Here is a 13,546-nt window from a genome sequence, read left to right as displayed (position 1 = left end):
GGGCACTTCCGAGCAAGAGGTGACCTGTCTTAGCCCAAACAACTTGAAAAAAGAAAACCAGCATCCCGGAGGATGCTGGCTTCCTTGTTGCGGCCCATGCGGGGGGCGGGTGATGGACCGCATTGGGGTCGTGACGAGGTCTCCCTCGACACATGCCCCCTTCTAGCGCCCCCCGCCTGAACTCGACCGGACTATGCCGTTCATATTCGGTTCATCATTGTCCGGTCCTCAGTCATTGTCGGCCACGCATTGCTCGACATAGGTCAGCGCCTCGCCGGAACCCCGCAACGCGATCTCGGCAATGTCGAGTTCAGGCGCCGATACGACAAGGGTGCGCCCGCCTCGCAATGCCGCGATCAGCGGGAGAGTCACCGTGTCATCCTCGGGTTCGGACCGATAAAAGAAAACGGCGCCGTTTTCTGCCGTGACCGGCACTGTGAAAATGTCCCCGTCGATCAGGAAATCGAGGTGCGGCGGAGCGTCGACGAAGGGTTCGATGGACGCGGCAGGCTCCAGTTGCAGGAAGAAGGCGCCGGCATCGGCAAGCTCGTCGCCCGAGCATTCGAGGCTGACATGGCCATCGGCCTCGCTGCCGCCCCCGGCGGCGAAGACCCCCATATTGTAGTGCCCGCCCCAGATAGGGGCCGGTTGGGCATGGGCGGACAAGGGCGCGAGGACCGCGAGCGCCAGCAGCGGAGCGATTGGCTTCATCAGACTTTTCCCGGTTGCATATCGAAGGGGTGACGAAAAGCGGCCCCGATCAGTTCCACCACCGGCCGAAATTTGTCCCCTTGAACCCGGAAAACCCGCTCCCATATTTCAATCGTTCGCCGGACTTTCCGGGAACCCCGACCTCGGAAACGCATTGCTCGCCTCAATTCTGGGAGCCCTGCACGAGACCACCGGGACATCCACGTTGCTCACAGGAGAATGTGACCATGCAGACCATCGATTTTTCCCCCTTCTATCGTTCCACGGTCGGCTTTGACCGTGTCTTCAACCGTCTCGATACCCTTGTCGGGCAGGAAGCCAAGACCTATCCGCCCTACAATATCGAGCGCACTGGCGATGACGCCTACCGCATCTCGATCGCCGTTGCGGGCTTTGCCAATGGCGACATTGCCATCGAGACCAAGGAAAACAGCCTGGTCATCAAGGGCGCCAAGCCGGCCGAGACCGCCGACAAGGCCCGTGAATTCCTCCATCGCGGCATTGCCGAGCGCGCTTTCGAGCTGCGCTTCCAGCTTGCCGACTATGTCGAGGTTCAGGGCGCCAGCCTCGAAAACGGCCTGCTGCACCTGGAACTGAAGCGCGAACTGCCCGAAAGCAAGAAGCCGCGCTCCATCCAGATCAATGCCGGCACCCAGCCGACCATCGAGGACAAGTCGGTCAACTAGACGCCGGCGCTCTTGCGCAAAATCGCTTCGGTGGGGCGACTTTAGTGGCTAGGCCATGAGGGCTATGCCCGAATGGTCCAGGTCGTCCGCAGGCACGATCCACACCGCACCCTCGGCTCTGCCGGGGGTGCTTTGTTTTTGGAGGCATGGCGCCGCCCACTATTTCCTCACCTCTGGAACCCCGCCCGCCCCAACCAGTTGAGTCCAAAACCACCAGCGTCCAAGGACTCCCCCATGAAAACCCCCGCCATCGCTCTCAAGGCCAATGCCAAATCCGCCGTCATCGATATTCTCAACGCCCGTCTCGCCGACGCCATCGACCTGGCCCTGATCACCAAGCAGGCACATTGGAACCTCAAGGGCCCCAATTTCATCGCCGTGCATGAAATGCTCGATCCCATGCGCGCCGCCATCGATACCCATGTCGATATCATCGCCGAGCGCATCGCCCAGCTCGATGGCGTCGCCCTGGGCACCAGCCAGATCATCGCCAAGGCCACTGCGCTCGCTCCCTATCCCACCGACATCCGCAAGATAGCCGACCACCTAGCCGCCCTCGCCGACCGCTTCGCCACCCTGGCCAATCAGGTTCGCGAAGATATCGACGCCACCGACGAAGCCGGCGATGCCGATGCCGCCGACATCCTCACCGCCTTCTCCCGCGAGCTCGACAAGGACCTCTGGTTCATCAAGTCGCATCTCGAATAGATCGATACCGCTCAAGCACCCAGAACACGGCCTCCCCAGGCCGCGTTCTGCGTTTCGACTTGCCCTGAAGTCCTACAATCTCGCCCAACAGGAATAGGCAAATACCGGAAAATTCCGCTCAAAATAGGTATTTTGCCCAAAATCTGCTCATAACGCCTGCGATTTAAGCAAAAATGCCAAGATCGCTACCGCAATTCCTACAAATCCTATAGTGAAATGTCGCCTTTCCTATAGATTTTTCAAAAAGTCCAGCTTTGGCGCTTGCCGCTGGTTTTGAATTATGCAAATGTGCCGGGGTTAGGGCAGTACGCCTGTCCTATCTGACGCGTCGCCCCGCTCTCCGCGGCCAGCGCGCACGCCGGTCCGGCTGGCCCGCTCTAGATGAGCGGAAACGGATAGGCGGGGTTGAGACGGTCCGAAGTATTTCGCTTCAGGCCGCGCCGAAAGACAGGGTTTGCGAGAACCGGAGCGGAGCGTACATTGGTACGTGAGCACCGGAAGCGGAGCAGACCCTGGCTTGCAGGCCGGCATCAAGCGAAAGACGACGACCGGCCCGAATTTCGAGTGGCCATTTGGATGCAGCGCCACTCCCCACGCATGGACGCGTTTGCGCTTCCGAGCCGTACTGTATAGTACGACCCGCCTGAACAATGCGCCCACAGAGGAACGAACGCATCCAGCCCGCCGCACGCCGGCACCATCAGGATGCACACGACATAGCGACAGGGCCCGGCAGCGGGCGCGACCAACGAAACGAGGAAAGCCATGGCACACGCGCGGAACGGATCTCCAACTCCCGTCACGACGAAGACCGCCAACAGCAAAACCTTGATTCGCAACGGCCGCCGCGTCGCCCCGTCGGGCCGCCCCGAGGCCCAGGGTCTTTACGATCCGGCCAACGAGCACGATGCCTGCGGCATCGGCATGATCGCCAATATCAAGAACAAGCCCAGTCACGAAGTGGTCGAGAAGGGTCTCGAAATCCTCGAGAACCTCGAACATCGCGGCGCCGTGGGCGCCGATCCGCTGATGGGCGACGGCGCCGGTATCCTGGTGCAGACTCCGCATGCCTTCTTCGCCAAGGTCTTGCCCTTCGCTCTGCCCGAAAAGCACCACTACGCCGTGGCCATGCTGTTCTATCCCAACACCGATGGCCTGCGCGACCGCGTAGCCGCCGTGGTGCGTGGCTGCCTGGAGCGCGAGGGGCTCGACCTGCTCGGCGAGCGCGTCGTGCCCACAGACAATTCGAGGCTTAGCGAAGGCGTCATCGCCACCCAGCCGGTCATCGAGCAGATGGTCATCGCCCGCCCCGATGGCCTCACCCTCGACGAGTTCGAGCGCAAGCTGCTCATCGTGCGCAAGGTCATTTCCAACACCGTTTACGCCCAGGTGCCCGAGAGCGACAGCGACAACGGCTTCTATGTCGTCTCTATGTCGGCCCGCACCATCGTCTACAAGGGCATGTTCCTGGCCTACCAGCTCGGCCCCTTCTATCCCGATCTCGGCGACCCCGATTTCGAGAGCGCCATCGCTTTGGTCCACCAGCGCTTCTCGACCAACACTTTCCCCTCCTGGAAGCTGGCCCACCCCTATCGCATGACCACCCATAATGGTGAAATCAACACCATTCGTGGCAACGTCAACTGGATGGCCGCCCGCCAGGCCTCGGTCTCATCGCCCAAGTTCGGCGATGACATCACCAAGATTTGGCCCATCTCCTACGAAGGCCAGTCCGACACCGCCTGCTTCGACAACGCGCTCGAATTCCTCGTGCGCGGCGGCTATTCGCTGCCGCACGCCGCCATGATGCTGATCCCCGAAGCCTGGGCCGGCAATCCGCTGATGGATGAGCAGCGCCGCGCCTTCTATGAATACCATGCCGCCCTGATGGAACCCTGGGACGGCCCTGCCGCCATGTCCCTCAGCGATGGGCGCTACGTCGTCGCCACGCTCGACCGCAACGGGTTGCGCCCCGCCCGTTACCTGGTGACCAAGGAAGGCCATGTCGTCCTCGCCTCCGAATCCGGCGTGCTCGACATTCCCGACGAGGATATCGTCGAACGCTGGCGCCTGCAGCCGGGCCGCATGCTGCTGCTCGATCTCGAAGAGGGCCGCATCATCTCCGACGAGGAGATCAAGCGCACCCTCGCCACGAAGAACCCCTATGCCGAATGGCTGGCCCGCAGCCAGATCGTGCTCGAAGACCTGCCCGCCGTGCCGCCCAAGGCCCCCGAGCCCACCGATGCGCTGCTCGATCGCCTCCAGGCCTTCGGCTATACCCAGGAAGACATCAAGCTGCTGATGACGCCCATGGCCACCACCGGCCAGGAAGCGGTCGGCTCCATGGGCACCGACACGCCCCTGTCCGCGCTGAGCCAGAAGTCCAAGCTCCTCTACACCTATTTCAAGCAGAACTTCGCCCAGGTCACCAATCCGCCCATCGATCCGATCCGCGAGGAATCGGTGATGAGCCTCGTCAGCTTCATCGGCCCGCGCCCCAACATCTTCGACCTCGAAGGCGTGTCGCGCGAAAAGCGTCTCGAAGTGCGCCAGCCCATTCTCACCAACGAGGATCTCGAAAAGATCCGCGCCATTGGTGGCATGGATACCAACCAGTTCAAGACCAGGACCATCGACATCACCTATCCCGCCGATATGGGAGCGGTGGGCATGGAAGCGGCCATCGATGCCATCTGCCAGGAGGCCGAGGCCGCCGTCCGGGGCGAATACAACATCATCATCCTCAGCGACCGGCGCATCGCCGCCGACCGGCTCGATATTCCGACCCTGCTGGCGCTCGCCGCGGTGCACCACCACCTGATCCGCAAGGGGTTGCGCACCTCGACGGGCCTGGTCGTGGAAACCGGCGAAGCCCGCGAAATGCACCATTTCGCCATGCTGGCCGGCTATGGCGCCGAAGCCATCAACCCCTATCTGGCCTTCGAAGTGCTCTCCGCGCTCCATGCCGAGGGCGAATTCCCCGACGAGGTCGATGCCACCGAAGTCGTGCATCGCTACATCAAGTCGGTGGGCAAGGGCCTGCTCAAGGTCATGTCCAAGATGGGCATCTCGACCTACCAGTCCTATTGCGGCGCGCAGATTTTCGACGCCGTTGGCCTCAAGACCGATTTCGTCAAGCGCTTCTTCTTCGGCACCGCCACCACCATTGAGGGCGTCGGCCTTGCCGAAGTCGCCGAGGAAACCGTCCGCCGCCACCGCGACGCCTTCGGCGACGACGCCGTTCTGCGCAAGGCGCTCGATGTGGGCGGCGACTACATGTACCGCATCCGCGGCGAAAAGCATGCCTGGAGCCCCGACGTGGTCTCCGACCTGCAGCACGCCGTGCGCACGAAGGACGAAAGTCCCGAAACCGCGCAGGAGCGCTATGACAGCTTTGCCGCCCGCGTGAATTCGGGCGAAAACGGCTATCTCGCCATTCGCAATTTCTTCGACATCAAGCCGCTCGGCGAAGCCATTGATCTCGACGAGGTCGAACCGGCAGTCGATATCGTCAAGCGCTTCGTCACCGGCGCCATGAGTTTCGGCTCGATTTCGCGCGAAGCCCACACCACCCTCGCCCAGGCGATGAACCGCATTGGCGGCAAGTCCAATACCGGCGAAGGCGGCGAGGAACCCGACCGCTACAAGCCCCTGCCCGATGGCTCGCAGAACCCGCTGCGTTCGGCCATCAAGCAGATCGCGTCCGGCCGCTTCGGCGTCACCACCGAATACCTGGTCAATGCCGATGCCCTCCAGATCAAGGTCGCGCAGGGCGCCAAGCCCGGCGAAGGCGGACAATTGCCCGGCCACAAGGTCGATTGGATCGTCGCCAAGACGCGCCATTCCACGCCCGGCGTGGGCCTCATCAGCCCGCCGCCGCATCACGACATCTATTCCATCGAAGACCTCGCCCAGCTCATCTACGACCTCAAGAACGTCAACGAGCAGGCCGATATCTCGGTCAAGCTGGTCTCCGAAGTGGGCGTCGGCACGGTCGCGGCCGGCGTCGCCAAGGCCCGCGCCGATCACATCACCGTCTCCGGCTATGATGGCGGTACCGGCGCTTCGCCGCTGACCTCGCTCAAGCATGCCGGCGGCCCCTGGGAAATCGGCCTTGCCGAAACCCACCAGACGCTGGTGCTCAACCGGTTGCGCAGCCGCGTCGTGCTGCAGGTCGATGGCGGTCTCAAGACTGGCCGCGACGTCCTCATCGGCGCCCTGCTCGGCGCCGATGAGTTCGGTTTCTCCACCGCGCCGCTCATCGCGGCCGGCTGCATCATGATGCGCAAGTGCCACCTCAATACCTGCCCGGTCGGCGTCGCCACCCAGGACCCGGTTCTGCGCAAGCGCTTCAAGGGCACGCCCGAACACGTCATCAACTACTTCTTCTTCATCGCCGAAGAACTGCGTGGCCTGATGGCCGGCATGGGTGCCCGCACCCTGCGCGACCTCATCGGTCGCTCGGACCTGCTCGACCAGAAGAAGATGCTCGATTACTGGAAGAGCCAGGGCGTCGATTTCAGCAAGCTGATCTACAAGCCCGAGCCCATCGGCGGCGATACGCTCTATCACTCCGAGTTCCAGAACCATCACCTCGAAGCCGTGCTCGACCGCAAGCTGGTCGAACTGGCCGAGCCGGCTCTGGCCCGCGGCGAGGCCGTGCAGATCGAGCTGCCCATCCGCAGCCGCGACCGCTCGGCCGGCGCCATGCTCTCGGGCGCACTTGCCAAGCGTTACGGCCATGAAGGCCTGCCCGACGACACCATCTCGATCAAGCTGACCGGCACTGCCGGCCAGGCCTTCGGCGCCTTCCTCGCCCGCGGCATCTCCATCGACATGGTGGGCGACGCCAACGACTATGTCGGCAAGGGGCTTTCGGGTGGCCGCATCGTCGTGCGCCCCTCCGACACGGTAAGCTTCGAGCCCTCAAAGTCGATCATCGTCGGCAATACCGTGCTCTACGGCGCCATTGCCGGCGAGTGCTACTTCCGCGGCATTGCCGGCGAACGCTTTGCCGTGCGCAATTCCGGCGCCGTCGCTGTCGTCGAAGGCACCGGCGATCACGGCTGCGAATACATGACCGGTGGCGTCGTCGTCGTCATCGGCCCCACCGGCCGCAACTTCGCCGCCGGCATGTCCGGTGGTGTCGCCTACGTCCTCGACGAAGACGAGACCTTCCGCCAGCGCTGCAACCTCGCCATGGTCGAACTCGAACCCGTGTCCGAGGAAGAAGCGCTCATGCAGAAGCTCCACCACCACGGCGGAGACCTCGAATGGCATGGCCGCGTCGACATATCCGGCGATATGACCAGGCATGACGACGAGCGCCTGCACCAGCTCATCTCCAACCACCTGCACTACACAGGTTCTGACCGCGCCAAATTCATCCTCGACCACTGGGTCGAGATGCGCCCGAAATTCGTCAAGGTCATGCCGGTCGAATACCGCCGCGCCATCCAGGAGATGGAAAAGAAGCGGGCCGGCGGCATGGGCGTGGCGGCGGAATGATGATGGCGCTGCACCACATTGGCGGCTCCATCGCCTCCCTCCCCCTTGAGGGGAGGGACCGAGGGTGGGGGTCCATCGGTGTTCACCGGACCACCCCCTCCCCGGCCCTCCCCTCAAAGGGGGAGGGTGCGCAGGAGCCGCAAGCTCTGATCGAAATTTGCAGGGAATACCGCCATGGGTAAGGTAACAGGCTTTCTCGAAATCGAGCGCGAAGAGCCCCGCTATGAGCCAGCCTCCGACCGCATCCGCCATTTCGGTGAATTCACCATTCCCATGTCGGAAGGCCGCATCGTCGATCAGGCGGCGCGCTGCATGGATTGCGGCATTCCCTTCTGCCACGGCGATACCGGCTGCCCGGTCAACAACCAGATTCCGGACTGGAACGATCTCGTCTACCAGGGCGATTGGGAGGAAGCGGCGCGGAACCTGCATTCCACCAACAACTTCCCCGAATTCACCGGCCGCATCTGCCCCGCCCCCTGCGAGGAAGCCTGCACGCTGAACCTGGAAGACATTCCGGTCGCCATCAAGACGGTGGAACAGGCCATTGCCGACCGCGCCATCCGCAATGGCTGGATCAAGCCGCAGGTCACTGCCAACAAGTCAGGCAAGTCGGTCGCCATCGTCGGCTCCGGCCCGGCCGGCATGGCCGCGGCCCAGCAGCTTGCCCGCGCCGGCCATGACGTTCACCTCTACGAACGCGAGCCCAAGGCCGGCGGCCTGATGCGCTACGGCATTCCCGACTTCAAGATGGAAAAGCAGCATATCGACTTCCGCGTCACCCAGATGGAAGCCGAGGGCGTCACCTTCCACTATGGCGTCAATGTCGGGGTCAACACCCCTCTCTCCGACCTGCAGGGCCGCCACGATGCCGTGCTGCTCTGCGGTGGCGCCGAAAAGCCGCGCGAAGTCGAAAGCGAAGGCACCCACCTCAATGGCGTCCACTTCGCCATGCCCTTCCTCGTGCAGCAGAACCGCCGCCTGGGCGGCGAGGACGTTTCGGGCGAAGTCCAGCTCACCGCCGCCGGCAAGCATGTCGTCGTCGTCGGTGGCGGCGATACCGCTTCGGATTGCGTCGGCACCAGCTTCCGCCAGGGCGCCATCGCCGTCACCCAGCTCGACGTGCGCCCCATGCCGCCCGAACTGGAAAACAAGCTGACCAACTGGCCAAACTGGGCGGTCAAGATGCGCACCTCGTCCAGCCAGGCCGAAGGCGCCATCCGCGAATTCGCCGCCGGCACCATGAAGATCATCGGCAATGCCAGGGGCGAGGTCACCGGCGTCGAATGCGCCCGCGTCGACCGCAAGCGCCAGCCCATTCCCGGCACCGAATTCGTCATCAAGGCCGACCTGGTCCTCCTGGCCATCGGCTTCGCCTCGCCGATTTATGAGGGCATGTTGGAACAGCTCGGCGCCCAGCTCGACAAGCGCGGCAATCTCTTTGCCGACACCATGAGCTACAAGACCACGGTCCCCAAGGTCTACGCCGCCGGCGACATGCGCCGCGGCCAGTCCCTGGTCGTCTGGGCCATCCGCGAAGGCCGCCAGGCCGCCCGCTCCATCGACTACGACCTGATGGGTAAGACGGATCTGCCGCGGTAAGACGCCCACAACTCGATCTGTCCCTCCCCCTTGCGGGGAGGGAAGCACAGCTTGGCGCTTTCGCGCCTAGCGGCGCTGGGTGGGGGTGCGGGAGCCCAGATATCGGGGCCAAACACCCCCCACCCTTGATCCCTCCCCGCAAGGGGGGAGGGAGATGACTGCGCGGCCGGTTCTATTCACAGGCGCGCCTCGTCGATGCTAACAGTCTGTTAGCGTATTCGACCCCTCTGCTGCTCGGAATCTCGCATGACCACCAAGCCCTACACCGTCGATGAACTGATCTCCGCCAAGGCCATCGCCGCCCGCGTCGAGGCCCTGGCCAAGGAGATATCCTCCCACTATGCCGATACCGACAAGCTCGTCGTGGTCGGCCTGCTGCGCGGTTCCTTCATCTTCATCGCCGACCTGGTGCGCGAGCTCGACCTGCCGGTCGAAGTCGATTTCATGGAAGCCTCGTCCTACGGAAATTCCACCGAATCCAGCCGGGAAGTCAGGATACTCAAGGACTTGCGCGGCGAGATCGCCGGTCGCGATGTGCTGGTCGTCGAAGATATCGTCGATACCGGCTATACGCTGAAACACGTTCTCGAAATTCTCGAGACCCGCCATCCGCGCCGCATGGAAGTCTGCGCCCTGCTCAACAAGCCCAGCCGCCGCGAAACCGACGTCACCGCGCGCTGGGTCGGCTTCGATATCCCCGACAAGTTCGTCGTCGGCTACGGCATCGACTACGCCCAGCGCAATCGCAACCTGCCCCATATCGCTGCCGTCCGTTTCACCGGCTGAAAGTTTTTCTGAAACTTATCCCCACCCGCAAAACCTCAGGCATACTGCTGCTCAACGCCCGCCATCATTCTCCACGGACCCGTCCGTAGGGTCCGTGCCGACGCCGAACGCATCGACCCGCCCCACCGGCGCCGTCACCAACTGTTCGAGCGTGAAGGGCTGCACCGCCGGGGCGCTTGTCGCCGTCACCAGCTCGACTGCCCGCGCTGGCACGCGGCTGATCGGGATCACGGCGCCCGCCACCTCCAGCAGCCGCGCCGCGCCCAGCCCCTGATAGGGCGGGCGCAGCATGACCGCCGCATCGGTGCCGAGCAGCGGATCGGCCACCGCAATCGTCACGCCGCCCCCCCGGTAGAAGGCCCGGATCGTCTGGCTGAGATAGAAGGCCAGCTTGTCGGCGCCGGCCGAGGAGAAATGGATGCCGTCATCCTTGCGCATGCGGGCATTCTGCCCGTTCACATCGGGACCATGCGAGGAATACTTGCCGTCCTCGCCGAGGAATCTCTCATAAATATCAAGGAATTCCGCTCCGCCCGAAAAACTGGCCAGACGCTGGATATTGCTGATCTGGCTGATCGCCGCCGAATATTCGGTTTTGGACATGGGCGGCAGGCCGAGCCAGATCACCGGCTTGCGAGCTGCCCGCAGCTTACCGAGGAAACTGGTGATGCGCGCCTGGTAGGCCGCGTTCCAGGCGTCGGTCAGCGGTTCATAGCTGCCGCCCGGCACCGTGATATCCTGCCGGTCGTTGATGCCGATCATCACTACGGCGAGATCGAAGCTGTCGGCCGCGATCTGCTCGGTGATCGCCTTGTCCCAGTCGAAGTAATCGAACCGCACAAAGCCCGAGGAGCTGACGCCCTGGTCGATCACCACCAGGTTGGGGTCTTCGGCATAGAACCGTTCCAGCGCCCGGCTAAGGTCGATGGCCAGGGAATCGCCGAACACGGCAAGGCGCGTGGCATTGGGCGCCTTCTCCACCTGCGGCTTGGGTGGCGGCAGGGCGGCGGCCGGGGCGGCCTGGCGCGGCGCCTGCTGCACCGGCGCCGGCGCCGGTTCAGGCTCGCCGAACAGCAGGTCGAACAGCGTCCGCCGCCGCTGCTCCTGCGCCACGACGATCGTGTCGGAACTCTGGGCAAAGGCGGGCGCCACGTCGACAACGACGAGCAGGCCGACCAGCAATGCGACCATCAGGCGGATCATTCCAACCCTCTAGCAAAACCGCCGGGCCAGCGCCATCGGCGTCCCCATCATGTTACCGCGTGGCCGCCGCCAGCGCCTCATAGGAAGCCCGCGTGATGAACCCATCCGCCACCTGCCCCTGGCTCGCCTGGAAGCGGGCATAGGCCTCCTGGCTGATCGGACCCAGCCGCCCATCGATGATCCCGTCATAGAGCCCCAACCGCGACAGCGCCTGCTGGATCGCCTGCCTTTCTGCCAGATTGGGAAGGGCGACGCTGCGCGGCCAGTCATCGACAAAGGCCCCGCCGCCCTTCAGCCGGTCGGTCATATGCGCCACGCTCATGGCGTAGCTGTCCGAGAAATTGTAGCCCTTGAGCACCAGATAATTCTGCGTCATCAGGAATTTAGGTCCGTCCTTGCCCGCCGGCACATAGAGAAAGACCGGCAGGCTGGGGTCGGAAAACTGCCGTCCGGCGACCCGCAGGACACCCCGTTCGGCAAAGAACGACACCGGCCCCAATTGGGTCCGCGTCGCCAGCCGGTAGTCAAAGCCGTCGGGCACCACTACCTCCATGCCCCAGTCCACGCCCGGCTGATAGCCGAGCGCCCGCAGGTAGCGGGCCGAGGTCGCCAGCGCATCGGCCAGCGAATGGTGAAGGTCCACCCTGCCGTCGCCATCCCCATCCGTGCCATGCGCCACCACATTGGATGGATTGACCTGCAAATGTCCGATGGCCCCCGCCCAGGAGCCCACCAGCGATTGGGCATCCAGCGGTCCCTTTTGCACCAGCAGCAAAGCCGCGATGAGGTCGGCCTCATCCTCCACCAACCGTGTCCGCCGCTGATGCACCAGCGTCGCCAGGCTCCGCACGATGGGCCGGATCAGCCCGTTATTGCCCAGCACCGCACCATAGTCGGTTTCCATGCCCCAGATGGCGCCAAGGATGAAGGGATCGACGCCATAGGCCTGGCCGACCGATGTGAACAGCGCGGAATTGCGGGCAATCGCCGCCTTGCCGCGCTCGATCCGCCCCGCCGTGACGCGGCCCTCGATATAGTCCCAGACCGGTGTGGTAAATTCGGGCTGCGTCGTGACCAGGTCCGGCACGCGCGGATCGGGCGTCAGCCCGGTCATCGCCCCGTCATAGGTGGCCCCACTCACCCCCGCCGCCAGCGCCTTGCCCCGGAAATTGGCGATGAAACTGTCAAAGCTCTCAATGGGTTGGCCAACAGCCGGTGCGGCGAGCAGAACGAAGAACAGCCCAATCAGCCGCTTCATGCCCTGCCCTTCCGCTTACCGGTTGCGCGTCATCAGGCGGCGTTCCCACCAATAGGCGGATTCGACGATCTCGGTCAGGTCGTCATGCTGTGGCACCCAGCCGAGCAGGTTCCGCACCTTCTCGCCCGTTGCCGTGATCGAAGCCGGATCGCCCGCCCGCCGCGGCCCTTCTTCGGCCCGGAAATCGACGCCGGAGACCGCCCGCACCGTCTCAACCACCTGCCGGACCGAATAGCCCTGCCCATAGGCACAATTGAGCGTCGTGCTCTCCCCGCCCCCGCGCAGATGCTTGAGCAGCAGCGCATGGGCGGCAATCAGGTCGGTGACATGGATATAGTCGCGAATGCAGGTGCCATCGGGCGTTTCGTAATCGGTGCCGAAGATATCCATCTTCTCGCGCTGACCCAAAGCCGTCTGGCAGGCCACCTTGATGAGATGGGTCGCCAGCGGCGTCGATTGCCCGCTGCGCTTGCCCGGATCGGCCCCGGCCACGTTGAAATAGCGCAGCACGCCATAGGTCATGGGATGAGCCGCAGCGACATCGGCCAGCATCCATTCGGTCATCAGCTTGGAGCGGCCATAGGGCGACATCGGATTGAGCGGCGTGGTCTCCACGACAGGAGCGAGCCCGGTCATGCCATAGACGGCGGCGGTCGAGGAAAAAATGAAGTGCTTGACCCCGCCCTTGATCGCGGCCTCGATGAGGTTGCGCGAGGTGGCGGTGTTGTTGCCGTAGTATTTCAACGGATCGGTGACCGACTCGGGCACCACGATGGAGCCGGCGAAATGCACGATCTCGGTAACGCCATGCTTGTCGATAAGGCGGCGCACATCGTCGATATCGCCGGCATTGCCGGGCTGGAAGACGGCACGCCCGTCAATGGCCCAGTCGAAACCGGTGACCAGATTGTCGAGCACGACCACCTTCTCGCCCGCATCGGTCAGATTCAGCACCATATGGCTGCCGATATAGCCCGCGCCCCCGGTTACCAGAACCGTCATGGATTAACTCCGAATTTCAATCGCTTAATCGCCTTGATGATATTTTACAGAGGTTGAGATAGCTTTACATTGATCCCAGCAT

General features: G+C 63.5%; 9 protein-coding genes. 5 read left to right on the top strand and 4 right to left on the bottom strand.

The genetic code is table 11. The annotated features are described in order from the left end of the window. Positions 1-228 precede the first annotated feature (228 nt). On the bottom strand, positions 229-711 hold the full coding sequence (locus ASD80_RS02590) for a hypothetical protein (protein WP_056228545.1): 483 nt from the start codon (positions 709-711) through the stop codon (positions 229-231). A gap of 227 nt (positions 712-938) precedes the next feature. Here ASD80_RS02590 and ASD80_RS02585 point away from each other — a divergent pair, with 227 nt between their 5' ends. The 5 genes from ASD80_RS02585 to hpt all read left to right on the top strand — a co-directional run bounded on the left by ASD80_RS02585 (position 939) and on the right by hpt (position 10,001). Then, on the top strand, positions 939-1,397 hold the full coding sequence (locus ASD80_RS02585; protein WP_056228542.1) for an Hsp20 family protein: 459 nt from the start codon (positions 939-941) through the stop codon (positions 1,395-1,397). Positions 1,398-1,631: 234 nt separating this feature from the next. Further along, positions 1,632-2,105, top strand: coding sequence for a DNA starvation/stationary phase protection protein Dps (dps, locus tag ASD80_RS02580; RefSeq protein ID WP_056228538.1), 474 nt, complete (start codon positions 1,632-1,634; stop codon positions 2,103-2,105). A gap of 765 nt (positions 2,106-2,870) precedes the next feature. Continuing rightward, the gene (gene gltB, locus ASD80_RS02575; RefSeq protein WP_056228535.1) at positions 2,871-7,613 is read left to right on the top strand and encodes a glutamate synthase large subunit; all 4,743 of its coding nucleotides are present in this window, start codon (positions 2,871-2,873) and stop codon (positions 7,611-7,613) included. A 174-nt stretch (positions 7,614-7,787) separates the two neighbouring features. Then, positions 7,788-9,215 carry a glutamate synthase subunit beta gene (locus ASD80_RS02565; RefSeq protein WP_056228529.1) on the top strand — a complete coding sequence of 476 codons (1,428 nt, stop codon included), beginning with the start codon at positions 7,788-7,790 and terminating at the stop codon, positions 9,213-9,215. 246 nt (positions 9,216-9,461) lie between these two features. Further along, complete coding sequence (gene hpt, locus ASD80_RS02560; protein WP_056228526.1) at positions 9,462-10,001, top strand: hypoxanthine phosphoribosyltransferase; 540 nt, start codon at positions 9,462-9,464, stop codon at positions 9,999-10,001. A 51-nt stretch (positions 10,002-10,052) separates the two neighbouring features. On the opposite strand, the gene ASD80_RS02555 is transcribed toward hpt, so the two are convergent. The 3 genes from ASD80_RS02555 to galE are packed head-to-tail and all read right to left on the bottom strand — an operon-like array spanning position 10,053 to position 13,464. Beyond that, entirely contained in the window at positions 10,053-11,204 is a 1,152-nt protein-coding gene (locus ASD80_RS02555; RefSeq protein ID WP_056228524.1) for a DUF459 domain-containing protein, read from the bottom strand. 52 nt (positions 11,205-11,256) lie between these two features. Then, positions 11,257-12,462 carry a lytic murein transglycosylase gene (locus ASD80_RS02550; protein WP_056228520.1) on the bottom strand — a complete coding sequence of 402 codons (1,206 nt, stop codon included), beginning with the start codon at positions 12,460-12,462 and terminating at the stop codon, positions 11,257-11,259. A 15-nt stretch (positions 12,463-12,477) separates the two neighbouring features. Continuing rightward, positions 12,478-13,464 (bottom strand): UDP-glucose 4-epimerase GalE, encoded by a 987-nt coding sequence (galE, locus tag ASD80_RS02545; protein ID WP_056228518.1) that lies wholly within the window; start codon positions 13,462-13,464, stop codon positions 12,478-12,480. Between the last annotated feature and the right edge of the window lie 82 nt (positions 13,465-13,546).

Source organism: Devosia sp. Root635 (assembly GCF_001427605.1).
GTDB lineage: Bacteria > Pseudomonadota > Alphaproteobacteria > Rhizobiales > Devosiaceae > Devosia.
Note: the sequence above shows the minus strand (reverse complement) of the source record. Positions and strands in the feature narration are given on the sequence as shown.

Bases quoted from the DNA above. Each gene is read 5' to 3' on its own strand.
- galE (WP_056228518.1), bottom strand. From the start codon at position 13,464: ATGACGGTTCTGGTAACCGGGGGCGCGGGCTATATCGGCAGCCATATG.
- ASD80_RS02590 (WP_056228545.1), bottom strand. From the start codon at position 711: ATGAAGCCAATCGCTCCGCTGCTGGCGCTCGCGGTCCTCGCGCCCTTG.
- ASD80_RS02565 (WP_056228529.1), top strand. From the start codon at position 7,788: ATGGGTAAGGTAACAGGCTTTCTCGAAATCGAGCGCGAAGAGCCCCGC.
- hpt (WP_056228526.1), top strand. From the start codon at position 9,462: ATGACCACCAAGCCCTACACCGTCGATGAACTGATCTCCGCCAAGGCC.
- gltB (WP_056228535.1), top strand. From the start codon at position 2,871: ATGGCACACGCGCGGAACGGATCTCCAACTCCCGTCACGACGAAGACC.
- ASD80_RS02585 (WP_056228542.1), top strand. From the start codon at position 939: ATGCAGACCATCGATTTTTCCCCCTTCTATCGTTCCACGGTCGGCTTT.
- dps (WP_056228538.1), top strand. From the start codon at position 1,632: ATGAAAACCCCCGCCATCGCTCTCAAGGCCAATGCCAAATCCGCCGTC.
- ASD80_RS02550 (WP_056228520.1), bottom strand. From the start codon at position 12,462: ATGAAGCGGCTGATTGGGCTGTTCTTCGTTCTGCTCGCCGCACCGGCT.
- ASD80_RS02555 (WP_056228524.1), bottom strand. From the start codon at position 11,204: ATGATCCGCCTGATGGTCGCATTGCTGGTCGGCCTGCTCGTCGTTGTC.